Source organism: Streptomyces sp. NPDC050997 (assembly GCF_040660135.1).
GTDB lineage: Bacteria > Actinomycetota > Actinomycetes > Streptomycetales > Streptomycetaceae > Streptomyces.
In genome coordinates this window covers 556,882-573,370 of record NZ_JBFAGK010000001.1, presented here as the reverse complement: position 1 = coordinate 573,370, position 16,489 = coordinate 556,882, and the positions used below count along the sequence as shown (strand labels likewise).

Annotated in this window: 10 protein-coding genes; 6 read left to right on the top strand and 4 right to left on the bottom strand. The window is 68.3% G+C overall.

The window, feature by feature from the left end; translation table 11 throughout:
• Positions 1 to 119 precede the first annotated feature (119 nt).
• Positions 120 to 3,245 carry a discoidin domain-containing protein gene (locus AB0H86_RS02420; protein ID WP_362431949.1) on the bottom strand — a complete coding sequence of 1,042 codons (3,126 nt, stop codon included), beginning with the start codon at positions 3,243 to 3,245 and terminating at the stop codon, positions 120 to 122.
• A gap of 392 nt (positions 3,246 to 3,637) precedes the next feature.
• Between AB0H86_RS02420 and AB0H86_RS02415 the strand changes: the two genes are divergently transcribed.
• Complete coding sequence (locus AB0H86_RS02415) at positions 3,638 to 5,770, top strand: hypothetical protein (RefSeq protein ID WP_362431946.1); 2,133 nt, start codon at positions 3,638 to 3,640, stop codon at positions 5,768 to 5,770.
• A gap of 58 nt (positions 5,771 to 5,828) precedes the next feature.
• Here the strand turns inward: AB0H86_RS02415 and AB0H86_RS02410 are convergent, their stop codons facing one another.
• Together AB0H86_RS02410 and AB0H86_RS02405 are read right to left on the bottom strand one after the other, a co-directional pair.
• Entirely contained in the window at positions 5,829 to 7,385 is a 1,557-nt protein-coding gene (locus tag AB0H86_RS02410) for a hypothetical protein (RefSeq protein WP_362431944.1), read from the bottom strand.
• Between the two features lie 101 nt (positions 7,386 to 7,486).
• Positions 7,487 to 8,866, bottom strand: coding sequence for a glycoside hydrolase family 125 protein (locus AB0H86_RS02405; protein WP_362431941.1), 1,380 nt, complete (start codon positions 8,864 to 8,866; stop codon positions 7,487 to 7,489).
• 287 nt (positions 8,867 to 9,153) lie between these two features.
• Here AB0H86_RS02405 and AB0H86_RS02400 point away from each other — a divergent pair, with 287 nt between their 5' ends.
• From AB0H86_RS02400 to AB0H86_RS02385, 4 genes are all read left to right on the top strand, one after another.
• Entirely contained in the window at positions 9,154 to 10,023 is an 870-nt protein-coding gene (locus AB0H86_RS02400; RefSeq protein ID WP_362431938.1) for a sugar ABC transporter permease, read from the top strand.
• Positions 10,007 to 10,918 carry a carbohydrate ABC transporter permease gene (locus AB0H86_RS02395; protein ID WP_362431935.1) on the top strand — a complete coding sequence of 304 codons (912 nt, stop codon included), beginning with the start codon at positions 10,007 to 10,009 and terminating at the stop codon, positions 10,916 to 10,918. The genes AB0H86_RS02400 and AB0H86_RS02395 overlap by 17 nt, the downstream gene beginning before the upstream one ends.
• Positions 10,919 to 11,028: 110 nt before the next feature.
• Complete coding sequence (locus AB0H86_RS02390) at positions 11,029 to 12,324, top strand: extracellular solute-binding protein (RefSeq protein WP_362431932.1); 1,296 nt, start codon at positions 11,029 to 11,031, stop codon at positions 12,322 to 12,324.
• A gap of 92 nt (positions 12,325 to 12,416) precedes the next feature.
• Complete coding sequence (locus tag AB0H86_RS02385) at positions 12,417 to 13,448, top strand: LacI family DNA-binding transcriptional regulator (RefSeq protein WP_362431929.1); 1,032 nt, start codon at positions 12,417 to 12,419, stop codon at positions 13,446 to 13,448.
• Here AB0H86_RS02385 and AB0H86_RS02380 read toward each other — a convergent pair whose 3' ends face one another.
• Positions 13,449 to 14,618 carry a glycoside hydrolase family 76 protein gene (locus tag AB0H86_RS02380; RefSeq protein ID WP_362431927.1) on the bottom strand — a complete coding sequence of 390 codons (1,170 nt, stop codon included), beginning with the start codon at positions 14,616 to 14,618 and terminating at the stop codon, positions 13,449 to 13,451.
• A gap of 241 nt (positions 14,619 to 14,859) precedes the next feature.
• Between AB0H86_RS02380 and AB0H86_RS02375 the strand changes: the two genes are divergently transcribed.
• On the top strand, positions 14,860 to 16,473 hold the full coding sequence (locus tag AB0H86_RS02375) for an alpha-galactosidase (RefSeq protein WP_362431924.1): 1,614 nt from the start codon (positions 14,860 to 14,862) through the stop codon (positions 16,471 to 16,473).
• The last annotated feature ends 16 nt before the right edge of the window (positions 16,474 to 16,489 follow it).

The window sequence follows — 16,489 nt, the reverse complement described above, 5'->3', positions numbered from 1 at the left end:
AAGGCCCAACTGCGAACAGACCCCTACGATTTCGGACGGCGTACCTCAGTGACTACAGCCAGACCGTTCCTTCTGATCTCCTTCCTGGCATCCCACTCCTCGGGGGAGTGCTCCTCAGGTCATGAGGTGATGGTGAGGGACGTGAGTGCGGTGTGGCCTCCGGCCGGGGCGGTGACTCGGAGTGCCACATAGCGGGCCGTGCTGTCGGTGCGCAGCACTCCCCGCGCCGTCAGCCGTGCCGCTCCGGTGTATGTACGGCCGTCCCTGCTGAACTCGGCCTGGGTTGCCGGGATGTGCCCGCCCCGCCACTGAGTGCGGATCTCCGTGATGTGCCGCTCGGCACCCAGGTCGACGACCATCCGACCGTCCGGGCCGGGGGTCCACGCGGTGCCTTCGTCTCCGTCGACCGCGGCGTTCGGGTCCGTCATGCCGGGCGGCAACGGTGCGGTCGGGAAGGCGGGGCGGCCGAGTGCGAGATCGGCTAGCGGGTACGCCGTGGCGCGCGGCACGGTGACCGTGGTCGTACGGCCCGCACGGACCGTGGCGTCGAGGCTCTTACCCTGAGCGGAGACGGTGACGTGGCAGGAGGGCCCGCCGAGTCGCACCGTGCGGCCGTCGACCGCCTCGGCGCGCAGACCGACGGGAACGCGCTCTCCGGAGAGGACGAAGCGCGCAGGCAACAGCACGGCGGAAGCGGCGGACAGTTCGGCTCGATAGGCCGTACCCGATTCGGTGACGGTCTGGACACCCTCGTACAGGCGGATTCCGTCGGAGCGTGACCCCGCGATCGTCACTGTGGTGGTCACCGGATCCGAGGAGAGGTTGAACAGGCTCAGGTAGTCGTCGGTGAGAGCGGCCTTCACCTGGGCGGACTGCACCGAGGGGCTCTTCCGGGCGGCTGCGGCGCGCAGCCGATCAGGCGTCGCGCCCGGGAGTCCCTCGACCAGAAGGCCCTCGGCCGGTCCGTCGGAGAGGACGACCGTGTCGCCGTACACCGAGATCGGGTTGGTACCGCCGCGCACGACGAGACCGGCACGGCCGTCGATGTCCAGCCAGCCGGAGCGGCTGGTGAGGTCCGCCCGCGGCCAGGCGACGAGGTCGGTCCACTGCTGCCCGTCGACCGATCCCTGTATCCGGTACGCGCGGCCCGCCGCGGTCTCCCAGCGCAGCGTCACCCGGTCCACGTCCAGGGCCGCGCCCAGATCGACGGTGATCCAACTGTCCACGCGAGGACGGTCCGTACGGGACACCGCCCAACGGGTCGAGCCGTCGCCGTCGACCGCGAGTACGGGCTCCTTGCCCGGGTCGAAGGAGGACGCGGAGGCCGTCGCCCCGGCGCCGCGCGCCAGGTCGGCGCCCGTGGCTCCGTCGCGTATCTCGAAGGCGTACAGCGAATAGCCGTACGACGGGTCGGGGCGGGTCCCGAGCATCCGCAGATGGCGGAACCGGCCGCGAGGAAAGGTGAGTTCGTCGACCCGGGGGCCGGCGGCGGGAGCCGAGGTGTCGGCCTGTGCCGCGATCGTCGTGCTGCCTTCGGCCGCCCGGTACGCGCGGCTTCCGTCCAGCCCCGGCATCCCGGGCATGTTCAGGTTGTGCACCTCGATGTGGCCTTCGCCGTACGCCGTCCCGGAGGTCGCGTACACGACGGCGCCGGACGGCAACGTGGTGAACCCCGCGTATCCGTGGTCGAGCGTCAGCAGGCTCGCGCTGCCGTCGAACCCGTCCCGCGGGCGCGAGTACGTGGCGACCGAACGCCCAGTGACCTTGGCGCCGGTGCTTGGCAGGAACATCGGAGTCGTACCGCTGAGTGCGAAAAGCCAGTCGTCATGGGCGGGTTGCCAGGCGAACTTCACGAAGCCGGACTTGCTGACCACACCGGACCACGCGCCCGGCGACTGGTGGGAGACGAGGCCGGGACCCGAGCCGTAGTCGGTGACGCCGCTCGCCTGCTCGAGGAGCTCGCGCTGTGACAGGGGATGTACGGGTGCTTGCCCCGACCGGGCCCGCCACTCGTGCAGCAGGTAGCTGATGGCGAGTTCGGCCCGGGCCTCCGGCTCGTACTTGGGCTCGCCCGAGAACTTCGCGAGGCGGTACTGCGGCGGGTACTCCTGATACGCCTCCAGGCGCTCGGCCAGGGCCAGTTCACAGCGGGCCGCCGCGCGGTCGCCGACGACCTGGGCCAGGAAGGCGAGCGGAATGACGTCCCGGCCGTAGAGGTGCTCGCGATCGGCGACCATCGGCATCAAGGGCTCTCCGGCGTCGCTCATCACGCCGAGCAGGGTGCGCCACAACGGCCCGGCGTTCGGCTGCGCCGTGAGCACCTCGGGCAGGTCCCGGCCCGCGGCGAGGAAGTGGGCGCTGTTGCGTCCCGAAGTACGCCAGAGTTCTTCCTGATAGTGCGGGCCGAACGAGCCGTGGTTCTCGACGATGAACGTGTCGTACAGGTTCTGCGCGGTGTTCGCGCTGACGGCGACCCCGTCCACGCGGACCGGGTTGGCGAGGTCGGCGGCCGGCAGGCCTGCCTCGTTGCGGCTCCACCGGCCGAACGCGGCGCGCCATGCCTCGTACCGCGGGTCGTCGCTCGCCCAGGCCAGACCGGGGGCCAGTGCCTGGGTATAGACCCCCATCTCCTCCAACTTGGTGTCGCCTTCGAATCCCCCGCTCAGGCCGTGCGGGGTCCAGCCGGCGGAGTCGGGATCATCGGCCGTGCCCAACTGGGTGGTGTACTGCGCCTGTTCGCGGGCAATGGTGTCGACGTTCCGGCGCGTCGCCTCGTCGAGGTCGTCCCACAACAGGCGGGCCGCGAGCACGAAGTACGACTGGAACGTGGTGTCCCAGAACAGCTTCCGCCCCCACTGGGTGCCGCCGGTCAGCCGGTTGGATGCCGCGAAGTGCTTCACGGTGGCGAGGGTCCTGGCGCGCAGGGTGTCCTTGTCGACTCCGGCACGCTCGGCGTCGTACGGGCCACGGGTCAGCAGGACGGCGTTGCCGAGTACGACGCCGAAGCCGAAGTCCTTGTCGGTGTAGTGGCCTTGGGCCGGGTCCCATTGCCCTTCCGACCACCGGGTGTGTGAGAGCAGGACGCGGTAGTACGTGTCGGAGACATGGTCCGCTCCTGGAGTGGAGGTGGTTGTCGTGGCGCAGGCCCGGCCCGAACCCAGGGCGAGCGGGAAGGCGGCCACGGTACCGGTGGCGCCGATCAGCTGTATGGCCTGACGGCGGGTGAACCCCAGGTGCTGCGACATTGACGAACCCTTCGACAACGTTGTCAGAGTGTGCCGTCATTCTGTGGCCGCACTGTGTGCACGTCAAGACTCTTGGAGCCCCTTGCGGCACTCGGCGGATCACGCCTGACGATCGATGCGTGCACACCTGGTCCAATTCCTGCAGCCCCATTGACCGACTGGTCGAACGCCGCCTAGGTTCCCCGAAGGTGAAAGCGCTTGCTGTCGTCTACCGTTCACCCCGCACAGCCCGATCGGCCGCTTTCCCGCGCCATGTCTCGCTCGCCTGACGGAGAATTCCTCGCGATGATGCGCACCACTGTGATCTTCCTCCCGGTGCCTGTCCGTCGTAATGGCAACGTTGTCATCCGTCCGGTCGACGACCGTTCCTCCGACGAAAGGTGACCTCCGCCGTGCCCCCTGTGAGCCGCCGTGTCTTCCTCGGCGCGGCCTCGGCCGCCTTCCTTGCCGCAGGCGCCGGACCCGCCGCCGCGGTGTCGGACACCATCCGGCACAGATCCAGAGACTGGACCTTCGAGAACGACTCCCTGCGCGCCACCGTGACCTACCGGAACGGCGGTATCCACCTCACACGGATCCTCAACAAGCGTGCCGGAAGCGACTACCTGAGCGCCCCCTCGTCGCTCTTCGCCCACGAACTCGACGGCACCGACACCGTCCGCGCGGACGACGGAGGCTGGCGCCTGGGAGCGACGACCAGGGAGCTCATCACCGTACGCACGAAGGAAAGCTCCTGGCGGGTCGGGGAGCGCGTCCGCATCCCCCTGCGCAGAACCGCACCCCGCCCGTTCCGCGTCACCCTGGTCTTCGAGATCTACGACGCAGACGCGGGCCTGCGCTACTTCACCCTCGTCCGCAACGAGGACCCGGCCCGCGAACTCACCCTCACCCGCTCAAGAGTGATCGACCTACGGCTGCCGGACGAGCCGCACACCCTCCACTACGTCCCGAACATGAAGTGGTTCAGCACCCGAGGGTCGCTGAGCACCGACCCCGTCGGCGGATCCTGGCCGAAGAAGGCCCTCACCGTGTACGACACGGGGCACGGCTGGAGCGTGAGTCCCGAGCTCAACTGGAAGACGCAGCGTGGCAACGGCAACTACCCGACCGACTACATGCTGCCGCCGTTCGCCGGCATCAACGCCTGGCACGAGCAGGACACCGTCTCCGTGGACACGCACCCCGAATCTCTGCGACTGACGCTGCGGCCGGAAGAGGAGTTCGAGTACCTCGCGGTGAACCTCACGGTCTTCAAGGGCGACGTCGTCGACGGCAAGACGGCCGACGAACTGCACTTCCACAAGCGCTTCAAGTACCACCACACGACCACGCTCTTCCACCAGAACGACTGGGACTACCGCGGCGGCCCGGGCCACGAACTTCCCGCCGGCTACTACTACGACACCGTCATCCCGCAGACCAGGCGGGCGGGCCTCGACATGGTGATGCTCGACGACTACTGGAACACCACGCGCGACTCCATCGAACCCAGCGACTCCATGAAGAAGTCCATCACCAGCCTGGCCACGCTCTCCAGGACCCTCAAGGACAACGGACTCGGCTTCGGCCTCTGGTTCTCCCTGACCGGAGACGGCCACCTCAAGGGCCGCGACCTCGCCGACCCGGCCCAACTCGCCTACAAGCGAGGCCAGATCGAGACGCTGCTCAACGACTACGGCGTCACCCAGCACATGATCGACCTCACCGAGTACTGGCAGAACGAGCAGACGACCGCCTACTCCCACCCGAGTGACAACGTCTACCGCAAGGCGATCCTCACCCGGACCATGCTCAACGACCTGGTGACGAAGAACCCCCAGTACCTGCCCAAGCTCACCAGCGAACTCGACATCGCCCCCACCCAGGGCGACCGCAACAACGGCCTGCTGCACATCGCGTACAACGGCTGGAACACCTCCAACGGAGGCGTCACCGGAGAGGACCTGTCGCTGCGCACCGCGCTCACCGCGTTCGGGCACCTGCCGATGGGGGCGACGTACATGAACGGCGGCAGGATGACCGGCCGCATGGAGGACTACTACTCCTACATGGCCGTCCGGGCGGTCAAGTTCGGCCAGGATCCGGGCGACCCGAGCAAGTGGCCGGAGGCGGCGGTGAAACTGATGGGCGTCTTCAACGCCTGGCGCAGGCGGCCCGAGATCACCGCCCTGACGGACGGCCAGTTCCTGCCCGTCCACCTGGGCCAGGGCTGGGACACGACGGAGTGGGACAGCAGCAAGGGCCCGTACGTGTGGATGTGGACGGACGCCCCCCGCCGCACCGCCCTCCTCATCGCGACCGCGGCCGGAACACCCCAGACCACCGTCGATGCGAAGGTGCGCTGGCTGAAGGGCCGTACGACCTACGCCGTCACCGACATCACGATCGATGACGACGGCAGCCAGGCCCACGCCGCGAAGGGGGAGTTCACGGGCGAGCAGCTGCGCACCGAGGGACTGCCGGTCGACCTGTCCGAGAACACCTCGAAGGGCAAGGCATTCTGGTTGGAGGCGGTGGTGCGGTGAGGCGTCGGGACCAGGGCCGAGCGAAAGACCAGGAGCGGCAGGGGGGAGTTCGGCGCACTCATACCGGCAGGGGCGTCGCTCCCCAGGCTTCGGCCCAGTCGTAGACGAGCGTCTCCGCACCGGCCCGCCAGCGACGGGGAGCCGTGGTGGACAGCCAGTCGAGGGGTTCGACGCCGCCGGGTGTCCCGCCGTCCAGCGCGACCCGGATGGCTGCCGCAAGGTCGGTGTCCGTGCGGTCGGTGCGGGCGGCGGGGTCCACCGAGACGAACAGGGCTGTACCGGAGCGCGCCACGAGGTCCAGGAACTGCCGGTTGAGATTCCAGTCCGTCTGCGGTGTGCAGGGCACGCAGTCCGCGTCCACGGTGAAGAACCTGTTGTGCTGGGCCAGCCGGAAGGCGAGTGTGTTCACGCCCATGCGCCGGGTCCGCTCCCAGCTGCGGCCCGAGGTGTCGTCGCCGGACCGTTGTACCCGCACCAGGCCCGCGGACAGATGGCCGACCGTGTTGCAGCCGATCACCACCGTGTCCCCGGCGGCCTCGGCGATCGTGCGGTACAGGCGGACCAGGATCTCGGCGCTCGTCAAGGACCGGTCGGCCAACGACCAGCCCGGCGAGGCGAGTTCGGCCGGGGAGCCGGCGGCGAAGCGGCCGAACACGTCGTACGTGGAGAAGTCGTGCTTGATGAGTTCGTACCCCCATCGCCGGAACCGGGTCACGTCCCCGGCGACCGTCTCAAGTGCCACGTCCAGTGACGGGTCGAGGGGGAAACCGGCGTCCCTCAGCATGCCGGGCCGGACGGCGGCGGTCTCGGTCCGGGAGAGCAGCGGTCGGAACCACAGGCCCGGCCGGGCACCGGTCTGCGTGATGCGGGCGGCCAGGTCCGCCATGTCGTCGAACACGCCCGGCAGCCCGGTGTCCCAGGGGCCGCCGGGCGCGGATCCGCCGCCCTCGGTCCAGCCGTCGTCGATCACGCAGTACGGGCGGACGGGATGCCCGTCGGCGTACTCCACGACCGTCCGCGCGTCCCTCAGTACCGCGTCGGGGCCGAAGCCGCGTCCGTAGGCGTAGTACCAGTTGTTGCTGCCCACGACGGGGCCTGGGGAAGGCAGGGGGTCCGGGCTCATGACGGTGCTGAGCGCTTCGTGTGCGGCGAACGGTGTCGGGGCCGCGGCGGTCACCACCGTGGCCACGTCCAGTACTCGCTCACCCGACAGCACCGGCAGGCCGCCGCTGCGCACATCCGCCCAGAGGGTGATGCCGTCCTCGTCGACCGTCCAGGAGCACAGGGCGCCGGCTCTGGTACGTACCCCCCATCCGGTCGTCGTCCCCCCGGACGCACCGGTGATCAGGACGTACCAGGGCAGCGCGCGATCCGGCTGCAGCGTCCGCCACTGAAGATCGCCGTACCCGCGCTCCCAGGCATCTCCGAGGATCCGTGCGCCTCCGGGTGTGTTGTGCCTCCAGCGCAGCACGATCCGTGACAGGCCCTCGGCGCCCGCGCGGGCGCACACCCGCAGACCGTTGGACGTCCGCTCGGCGGTGACCTGGGTGCCGCGCACCGTCCAGACACCTTCGGTGGCCGGAGCCGCCGTGTGCGGCCGGGTGTCGTCGGTCATGACGTGGACGGTGTCGGGCAGGCACAACACGGCAGGCTCCTCAGGGTGGTTGCGGTGACGGCGCCGGTCCCGGCGGTCGCCGTCTCGGCCACTGACGCAGGTCAGGCGGGTCCGCTTCCCGCGCTCGGCGCGGCGGGCAGGGTCCGCGGGTGCACGGGAAACAGGTGCCGCACGCCGCCCCCGCACAGGTCGAGGGCGAGTTCGCAGAACATGGCGTTGGCCCAGCCGAACCAGTCCCGGGTGAACCGGCCCGGGTCGTCGACATGGAAGCTCTCGTGCATCAGGCCGGTGCCGGCAGTCGTGGCCGCCAGTGTGTCCAGGGCCTGCGCAGCGGCGTTCGCGTCGCCGGTCAGGCCGGCGGTGGCGATCGCCAGCGGCCAGACATGACCGTCCGGTGTATGCGTACTGCCGACGCCGGACGCGTAACTGCCGCTGAAGAACGATGGGTTCGCCGCGGAGAACGCAAGACGCCGGGTCGCCTGATAGAGCGGGTCCTCCGGTGCGCACCAGCCGCTCAGGGGGAGGCTCAGCAGACTGGGGAGGTTGGCGTCGTCGCCGAGCAGCGCCGCGCCGAGGCCGTTCACCTCGTAGGCGAGTACGGATGCGCCGTCGACCTCGGTCACCGCGTGCGCGAGGATTCCGGCGTCGATCTCGTCGGCCAACCTCCGGGACTCGCGGGCGAGTTCCGCGTCGCGGAGGGCGGAGGCGGCCAGTTCGGCCAGCCCGTGCAGGCTCGCCGATGCCAGCGCGTTGGCCGGGACGAGATAGCCGTGTCGGCAGGGATCGTCGCTCGGCCGGAAGCCCGACCACGTCATACCGGTCCGCCGGACGCCGGCTCCGCGGCCGCCCTGGGGAAGGCTGTCACCGGCGAAGGGGCCGGAGGGCCGGACGAACCAGTAGGGCGAGTGTGTGTGGGACTGCTCCGCCCGCCACAGCCGGACGATCGTCCAGGCGGCACGGTGAAAGGCCTCGTCGAGGTGGTCCTCGCGACCGGTCGCCCGCCGGATCGCGTACGCCAACTGCAACGGCGCGCAGAGGGAGTCGAGTTCGTACTTGCGCTCCCACACCCAATCGCCCGGCGTGGGCCGGTCGGCGGGCTCGCCGTGCGCACCGGTGGGTCCGTCGTTGAAGGCGTTGGCGTACGGGTCCAGCAGGACGCAGCGGATCTGACGGCGCGATACGCCGACCAGGACGTCGCCGACCTCCGGATCCGTGGCCACGGCGAGGTAGGGCCGGACCTGGGCCGTACTGTCACGCAACCACATCGCCGGGATGTCTCCGGTCTTGACGAAGACGTCCGAGACGTCTGATGGCGGGGTGCCCCAACTCATCGATGTGGTCCACGTGTTGGTCAGGCAACTCTCGACGATGTCCGCTGCCGGGCTGCCCCGCAGTTCGGTGACCAGTCGTCGTCCGAGTGCCCTCAGCGACTCCGGAACCGCCCACAGTGTTCCGGATGTTGCTCCGGGAAACGTTACCATCGCGCCTCTTGACTCCCTCTGTGGCGTGCGCCACCGTGTGATCAACAGGGAATGGAAACGTTACCTTGAAGGAGCTGGAGACCACCAGACGGTCGGGTCCGCCCAGTCTGAGTCATCGCCAACTCCTCGGAGGGAGAAGGTGAGCGCGTGTGACAGCCACTCCGCACCAAGAGACGCGAACCACCGCACCACCTGCGGATCGGCCGCCCGAGCAGGGACGACCTGGGCGCCTCGGGCGACCATGGCGCCGGCGAAGGAAGCCGGCGTCGGACACCCTGGCCGCGTACGTGTTCCTGGCACCGGCTCTCATCGGCTTCACGGTGTTCGTCGTCTATCCGCTGATCCGGTCGGCCTACTTCGCGCTGACCAGCTACAACGGCCTGTCGGACCCGAAGTTCATCGGCCTCGACAACTTCCGCAGGATGTTCACCACCGACCCGTCCTTCTGGCCCTCGGTGCGCGCCACGCTGCTGCTGGTCGTGCTGTACGTGCCGCTGTCGCTGGCCATCGGGCTGGCCCTGGCGGTGTTCTGCAATCAGCGCATGCGGGGCGTCCGCCTGCTGCGCACCCTGTGCTACCTGCCGGTCGTCCTGCCCGTGGTGGCCACGATCACCCTCTGGAAGTTCGTGTTCAACCCACAAGTAGGCCTGGCCAACCAGGCGTTGACGTGGCTTCACCTGCCCACCAGCGAATGGCTGTCCGGTTCGAACTCGGCGATGCCCTCGATCGTGATCGTCATGCTGTGGAGCGTCGGCTCCACGATGATCATCTTTCTCGCCGCGCTCCAGGCCGTCCCCACCGAGCTCTACGAAGCGGCCAGGCTCGACGGCGCCGGCCCCTGGACGGTGTTCTTCCGGATCACCCTGCCGCTGATCAGCCCGATCATGGTTCTCCAGGTGGTTTTGCAGATGGTGACCGCCCTTCAGGCCTTCAACCAGCCGAAGATCCTCTCGCCGGACGGCCTGGGCGGTCCCGGGTTCAGCACCAGGACGCTGATGCTGTCGATCTACGCCAACGGCTTCCCCAAACTCGGGCAGGTCTCCCAGTTCGGCTATGCCTCCGCCCAGGTGTGGGTGCTCTTCCTCGGCATCGTCGTCGTGATCGCCGCCACCGCCCGCTTCTCGTCGATTTGGACCTACAGTGACCACGTCTCCTGACGTCACGAGGGCGCCGACGACGGCGCCGACGACAGCCCCGGCATCGAAGCCGCGTGGCAGGACCGTACGCACGGCGTCCTGGTACGCCGTCGCGCTGCTGATCAGCTCGGTGATGGTCCTGCCCATCCTGTGGATGCTCACCGTCGCGCTGAAGGGCCCCTCGGCGGTCTTCGAAGTCCCACCCAAACTGCTGCCCCACGAGTTCCACTTCAAGAACTTCATCGACGGGCCGAAGGCGATCCACTTCCCGCGGCTGCTGCTGAACTCCCTCGTCATCACCGGTCTGTCGGTGGTCGGCGGCGTCATGACCTCGATGATGGCCGGATACGCCCTGGCCCGGCTCCGCTTCCCCGGCCGGAAGGTCTGGTTCTACGTCTTCGTCGGCAGCATGCTGCTGCCGCCGGTGGTCGGCATCATCCCGTTGTTCCAGCTGTTCAAGGACATCGGCTGGTACGACACGTGGCTGCCGCTGATCGTGCCGGCCTTTCTGGGCGGCAATCCGCTGTTCATCTTCCTCGCCCGCCAGTACTTCCTGTCGATTCCCCATTCCATCGACGAGGCGGCCAAGGTCGACGGCGCGGGACACCTCCGGATCTTCGTCAGCGTCATGCTTCCGATCACCAGGCCGGCCTGGATCACGATGTCCATCCTGGCCTTCCAGATGTCCTGGAACGACTACCTCAACCCGCTCATCTATCTGTACTCGTCGCAGAAGTGGCCGCTGAGCGTCGGCATGGCCTCCTTCGTCGCCCCGTTCGCCGGCCAGACTCCGGACTGGAACCTCTACATGGCCACCAACCTGCTCTACATGCTCCCCCCACTGGCCGTGTTCTTCGTCGCGCAGCGCTACTTCATCCAAGGCCTGAGCGCTCTGGGCACCGTCAACCAGCGCTGATCCGCACCACGACCCGCATACGACCCGCAGACGACCCACATACGAGCCACATACGACCCACATACGACCCGCATTCGAGCCACGCACGAGCCATGTACCAGGAGGCCATGATGAAACGATCGATCCATGTCGCCGGAGCGTTGCTGGCGGCGGGGGGACTGCTCGCAACGGCGGCCTGCGGCGGCTCCTCCGGAAAGCAGTCGGACGGCAAGGCGACGGTCACCATCATGACCTGGGAGTCGAACGCGACCAACAAGGCCATCGACAAGGCCCTGACCGGCTTCCACGACCCGAACATCACGGTCAAGCGGATCGACACACCCAACGGCAACTTCAGCGACAAGCTCGCCGCGCTGACTCAGGCCAAGAAACTGCCCGACCTGTTCTGGTGCGGCAACGACACCGAGCGGCAGTACACCGAGCAAGGCCTGCTCACCGACTGGTCCTCCAGGCTCTCCGGCTCCGGTGATTTCGGGACCGACAGCTTCGTCTCCTCCACCATGAAGAACTGGAAGACCGCCGACGGAAAGATCGGCGGCGTCCCCTCGCTGATGAACACCTACGGCATCTGGTACGACATAGGTGCCTTCAAGGCCGCTGGAATAGCGTTGCCCGCCGCCGGGTGGACCTGGGACCAGATGTTCGACGCCGCCGCCAAGCTGCACGCGAACGGTGCCAAGTACGGCCTGGTCGCCGACGCCATGACCGCCCTGGACGGCCCCTTCACCCTCAGTACGTACTCCATGTCCGCCGGTGGCGCGCCCTTCACCGACTCCGTTCACCAGCCCACCAGGACCACCATCGACGCGAAGTACAGCGAGGGTGTCAGCAAGCTCGTGGCAGGCATCAAGAGCGGTGCCATCGCACCTCCCGGATACGACGTCAGCAACCAGCAGGCGCCGTTCGCCGCCGGAGAGATCCCCATGCTGTGGAGCGGCCAGTGGCTGGCCGCCGGCTTCCTCACGAACAAACCGAAGATCAAGTACGGGTTCGCGCCCATCCCCCAGGTGGACAAGCCGGCCACCCTGTACGACGCCGTGGGCATCTGCACCCCGTCGTACACCCAGAACGCGGACGCCACCTTCAAGGTCCTCAAGTACCTCGACTCCACCGTGTGGACCAAGGTGCTGGCCGACTCCCCGGTGGCGGTCCCGGCCTACGTCCCGGCCCAGGACGCCTACTTCGGCGCCCTCGACAAGGCCGGCCTGACGACCGTCGCGTCCACCGTCAAGGCGGGACTGGACACGTCGTCCAGCATCGGCGTGCGATTCACCACCCAGTGGGCCGGCCAGTCGAACGACCTGATCACCGCCTACTGGCCGGACATCATCCAGGGCAAGAAGCCGCTCTCCGAACTCCAGACGATGACCGACAAGATCAACGAAGTGATCAAGAACAACAGTTAGCCACCCGGGCCGGGCAGTTGGCCGGGGCCGGAAACGTATCCTGAGGGCGGCCCCGGCCCCGGTACGCGATGGAAAGTTGGTCTTCGCCTCACGTGAGCAGTCGTCCCCCGCACCGCCAGAACGCCAGGCCCACGATGCGCGATGTCGCGGAGCGGGCCCAAGTCGCCGTCGTCACCGTCTCCCGCGTCGTCAACGGCATCGGAACGGTCCGCGAGGAGACGGCCGACCGTGTGATCGCGGCGATCAACGCCATCGGGTACCAGCGCAACGAGATCGCGCGCTCGCTCCGCCCCGGGCAGAACTCCATGACCATCGGGCTGCTGCTCGGCGACCTGACCAACCCCTTCTACGCGTCCCTCGCCAAGGCCGCCGTCGAAGTGGCCAACCGGGCCGGCTACGCAGTCCTCCTCAGCACGGCCGACGAGGACCCGGAGGTCGAACGCCGCGCCGTGGGCGAGCTCATCGGACGACGCGTGGCCGGGCTCATCATCGTCCCCGACCAGGGTGACCACGCCTTCCTCAACGAGATAAACGGCCATGACCACGTACCCATCGTCTTCGTCGACCGGCCGGCCACCGGCGTCGAGGCCGACGTCGTCCTCGTCGACAACGAGGACGGCGGACGCAAGGCCACCCAACACCTCATCGACCAGGGCCACCGCCGGATCGCCATCCTCGTCGCCCCCTCCTACTACAGCACCGGCCGACGGCTGCGTGGCTACCGCAAGGCCCTCCGCCGCAACGGCATCACCCCCGACAACGACCTGATCGTCACTCTGCGCCGAGGCACCACCGAGGAGGCCTCCGCCGCTACCCACACCCTGCTCACCTCCGACCGGCCGCCCACCGCGGTCTTCTCCACCACGGGCTTCCTCACCGAGGGCGTCCTACGGGCCTGCCGGCAGCTCCAGGCCCCTATCGCGGTCGTCGGCTTCGACGACTTCAAGCTCGCCGACATGCTCCCCACCCCGGTCACCGTGGTCACCTCCGACACCGAGGAACTGGGCCGCCATGCCGCCCACCTTCTGCTGGACCGCATCAATGGCGACGACGCGCCCTCCCGCCGCACCGTCCTCCCGGTCCATCTGATCACGCGCGGCACGGGAGAGATCAGTAACCCGTAGTCAGTAGAGCGTCCGCCACTTGGCGCGGGGCCACGCGAGCACGGCGTAGACCTGCGCGAATGCCGCCTGCTGGATCGCTTCCGTACCGCCGGCCGCATTGAAGTGCACGAGGCCGGTTGCGGGATCGCGCATGGTGGACCACACCTGGTCGGCGTAGTCGGCCATCGCCTGGTGGTACTTGTCCTTCTTGGTCGCGGACTCCAGGAGCAGCAGGTTCTTGAAGAAGATCGAGTTGAAGTGCACGGGCTGCGTGAACAGCCGCCCCTGTGTGACGTAGTAGGCGTACGCGGCCTCGGCAATCCGCTCGGCCCGGCGCAGATAGGCACGGTCGCGGGTGACCTCGTAGAGGAGAACGTTGACACCGACCGGCACGCCCTGGTTGTAGGACCAGAAGGTCTTCTCGACGGTGCCCTGCAGGTCGAGGTGGTCCCAGAACAGGCCGCCGGGGCTCTGCAGATGCGTGTTCGTCCAGTCGTAGAAACGTCTCGCCCAGTCCAGATAGTCGGCCTCGCCGGTGATCTGGTGGAGGCGCAGGGCCAGTTGGGCGCCCGGCATGTTCGAGACGGTGTTGCGGTCCCGGCTCCAGCCGGCCTGGGTCCAGAAGACGCCGCCGGGGGCTGCGTGGCTCGTGTCGGTGTCCCAGCCGGACCTGACCAGGACGAAGATCTCCTTCGCGCGTGCCAGGGCGGCGGTGTCCCCGGTCTGCAGATGGCGCTGGACCTTCGCCAGGCCGACCCATTCGTTGTCGTCGTAGAACATGTCGCCGCCCGAGCCGTACGGGGCGACGGGGTAGGAGTCATATCCGGGAAGCCCGGTCGTGCCTCTGGCGGCGTTCCAGAAGTGCTCCTGCGCCGTTGCCCGTTCGGCCAGCGCCGACTCGTACGTCGCGTCCACGGCCGTGAGGTCGAGTGCGGCGATGTGCACCTGCGAGAAGGGCCATTCGTACGAGTACGGCTTGTCGTCGGCGGCCGCCGGAACCTGCTCGCGGACCAGCCCGGAACCGTCGTTCGTGTCGAAGTGTCTCTCGAGCGCGGCGTACGCGGCGACGGCGCGCGACAACGCCTGGGCCGGGCTGGAGCGTTCCGCTGCGGCCGCCGGTGTGGCGGCCATCGTTGTCATCGCGGCCAGGCCGGAACCGACCATCACTCGCCGAGAGGGATACATGGGCATGGGAGGGCCTCCAGGGATGGGGTTATGGAAACGTTCCCACTGAGCCGTGGGGTCGTCAACGCTCCTGCAGGCATGAGTAGTTAAGCCCGAGGGCAATCTGGTACGGACCATTGACGCCTGAACCTGGCTGATGGGATGTTCTCGATGGTTACGTTTCCAAGATGCTCCGCCCCCCGACTGGACAACGTTGTCCAGCATGTGAGTTCGTCCGGCCCCGCACGGCGAAACAGGAGACATCGGTATGACTGTCCCGTCCCCCCGCATGAGACGCCTGAGCGCCGCCCTCACGATGGTGCTTCTGCTGGCCCTCGCCCCGGCTCTGCTGGTGCTCCGCGCCGCACCGCCCGCGCAAGCCCTCGAAAACGGCCTGGCCAGGACGCCCCCGATGGGCTGGAACGACTGGAACGCCTTCGGCTGCAACGTCACCGAGCAGCTGGTCAAGCAGACCGCCGACTACCTCGTCTCCTCCGGTCTGAAAGACGCCGGGTACCAGTACGTCAACATCGACGACTGCTGGATGACCTCGGCCCGCAACTCCGCGGGCCAACTGGTGCCCGACCCGGTCAAGTTCCCCGACGGCATCAGCGGAACCGCCGCCTACGTCCACGGCAAGGGCCTCAAGCTCGGCATCTACGAGAGCGCCGGCACCGCCACCTGCCAGGGCTACCCAGGAAGCCTCGGCCACGAGCAGACGGACGCCAACAGCTTCGCCGCCTGGGGCGTGGACTACCTCAAGTACGACAACTGCAACCACCAGAACGTGCCCGACCAGCAGCGCTACACCGCCATGCGCGACGCCCTCGCCAACACCGGCCGCCCGATCGTCTACAGCCTGTGCAACTGGGGCCTGGCCAGCGTGTGGACGTGGGGCGCGGGGGTCGGCAACAGCTGGCGCACCACCGACGACATCAACCTCAACTTCTCCACGGTGGTGTCGATCTACAAGGCCAACGTCAAGCTGGCCCCGTACGCCAAGCCCGGCGCCTGGAACGACCCGGACATGCTGGAAGTCGGCAGAGGCATGTCGTTCAACGAGGACCGTTCCCACTTCAGCCTCTGGTCGGAGATGGCCGCGCCGCTGATCGCCGGGAACGACATGCGCACAGCCTCCGCCGCCACCCTCTCCCTCTACGGCAACAAGGACGTCATCGCCGTGGACCAGGACTCCCTGGGCAGGCAGGGCACCGAGATCTCCTCGTCGGGCGGTCTGCACGTGATGACCAAACCCCTCGCGAACGGTGACGTGTCGGTGGTCCTGTTCAACGAGAACGCGAGCGCGGCCACGATCACCACCTCGGCCTCCGCGGTGGGCCTCCCGGCCGCCTCGTCGTACCGGATCGACAACCTCTGGACGCACGTGATCAGCAGTACGAGCGGCAGCATCGCGGCCAACGTCCCGGGGCACGGCTCGGTCATGTACCGGGTGTCCGTCGGCAGCGGAACCAGCGTCGGGACGACGCACCGGCTGATCGGCGCCTCCTCCAACCGCTGCCTCGACGCGTACGACGGCCAGACCACGCCCGGCACCAAGATCGAGATCTGGGACTGCGGGGGCGGCGCCAACCAGGCCGTGACCCTGACCGCCGCCGGTGAACTGCGCCTCTACGGCGGCACCCAGTGCCTGGACGTCAACGGCAGCGGGACCACCGCCGGCACGAAAGTGCAGCTCTGGACCTGCACCGGTGGCGCCAACCAGCAGTGGCGCTTCAACGGCAACGGCACCATCACCGGCACCCAGTCGGGCCTCTGCCTCGACGTCACCGGCGGCGACCAGGCCTCCGGCAACGTCAACGGCACCGCGCTCGAACTGTGGACCTGCAACGGCGGCGCCAACCAGCAGTGGCGCCTGGGCTGACCGACCTCGACGGAGC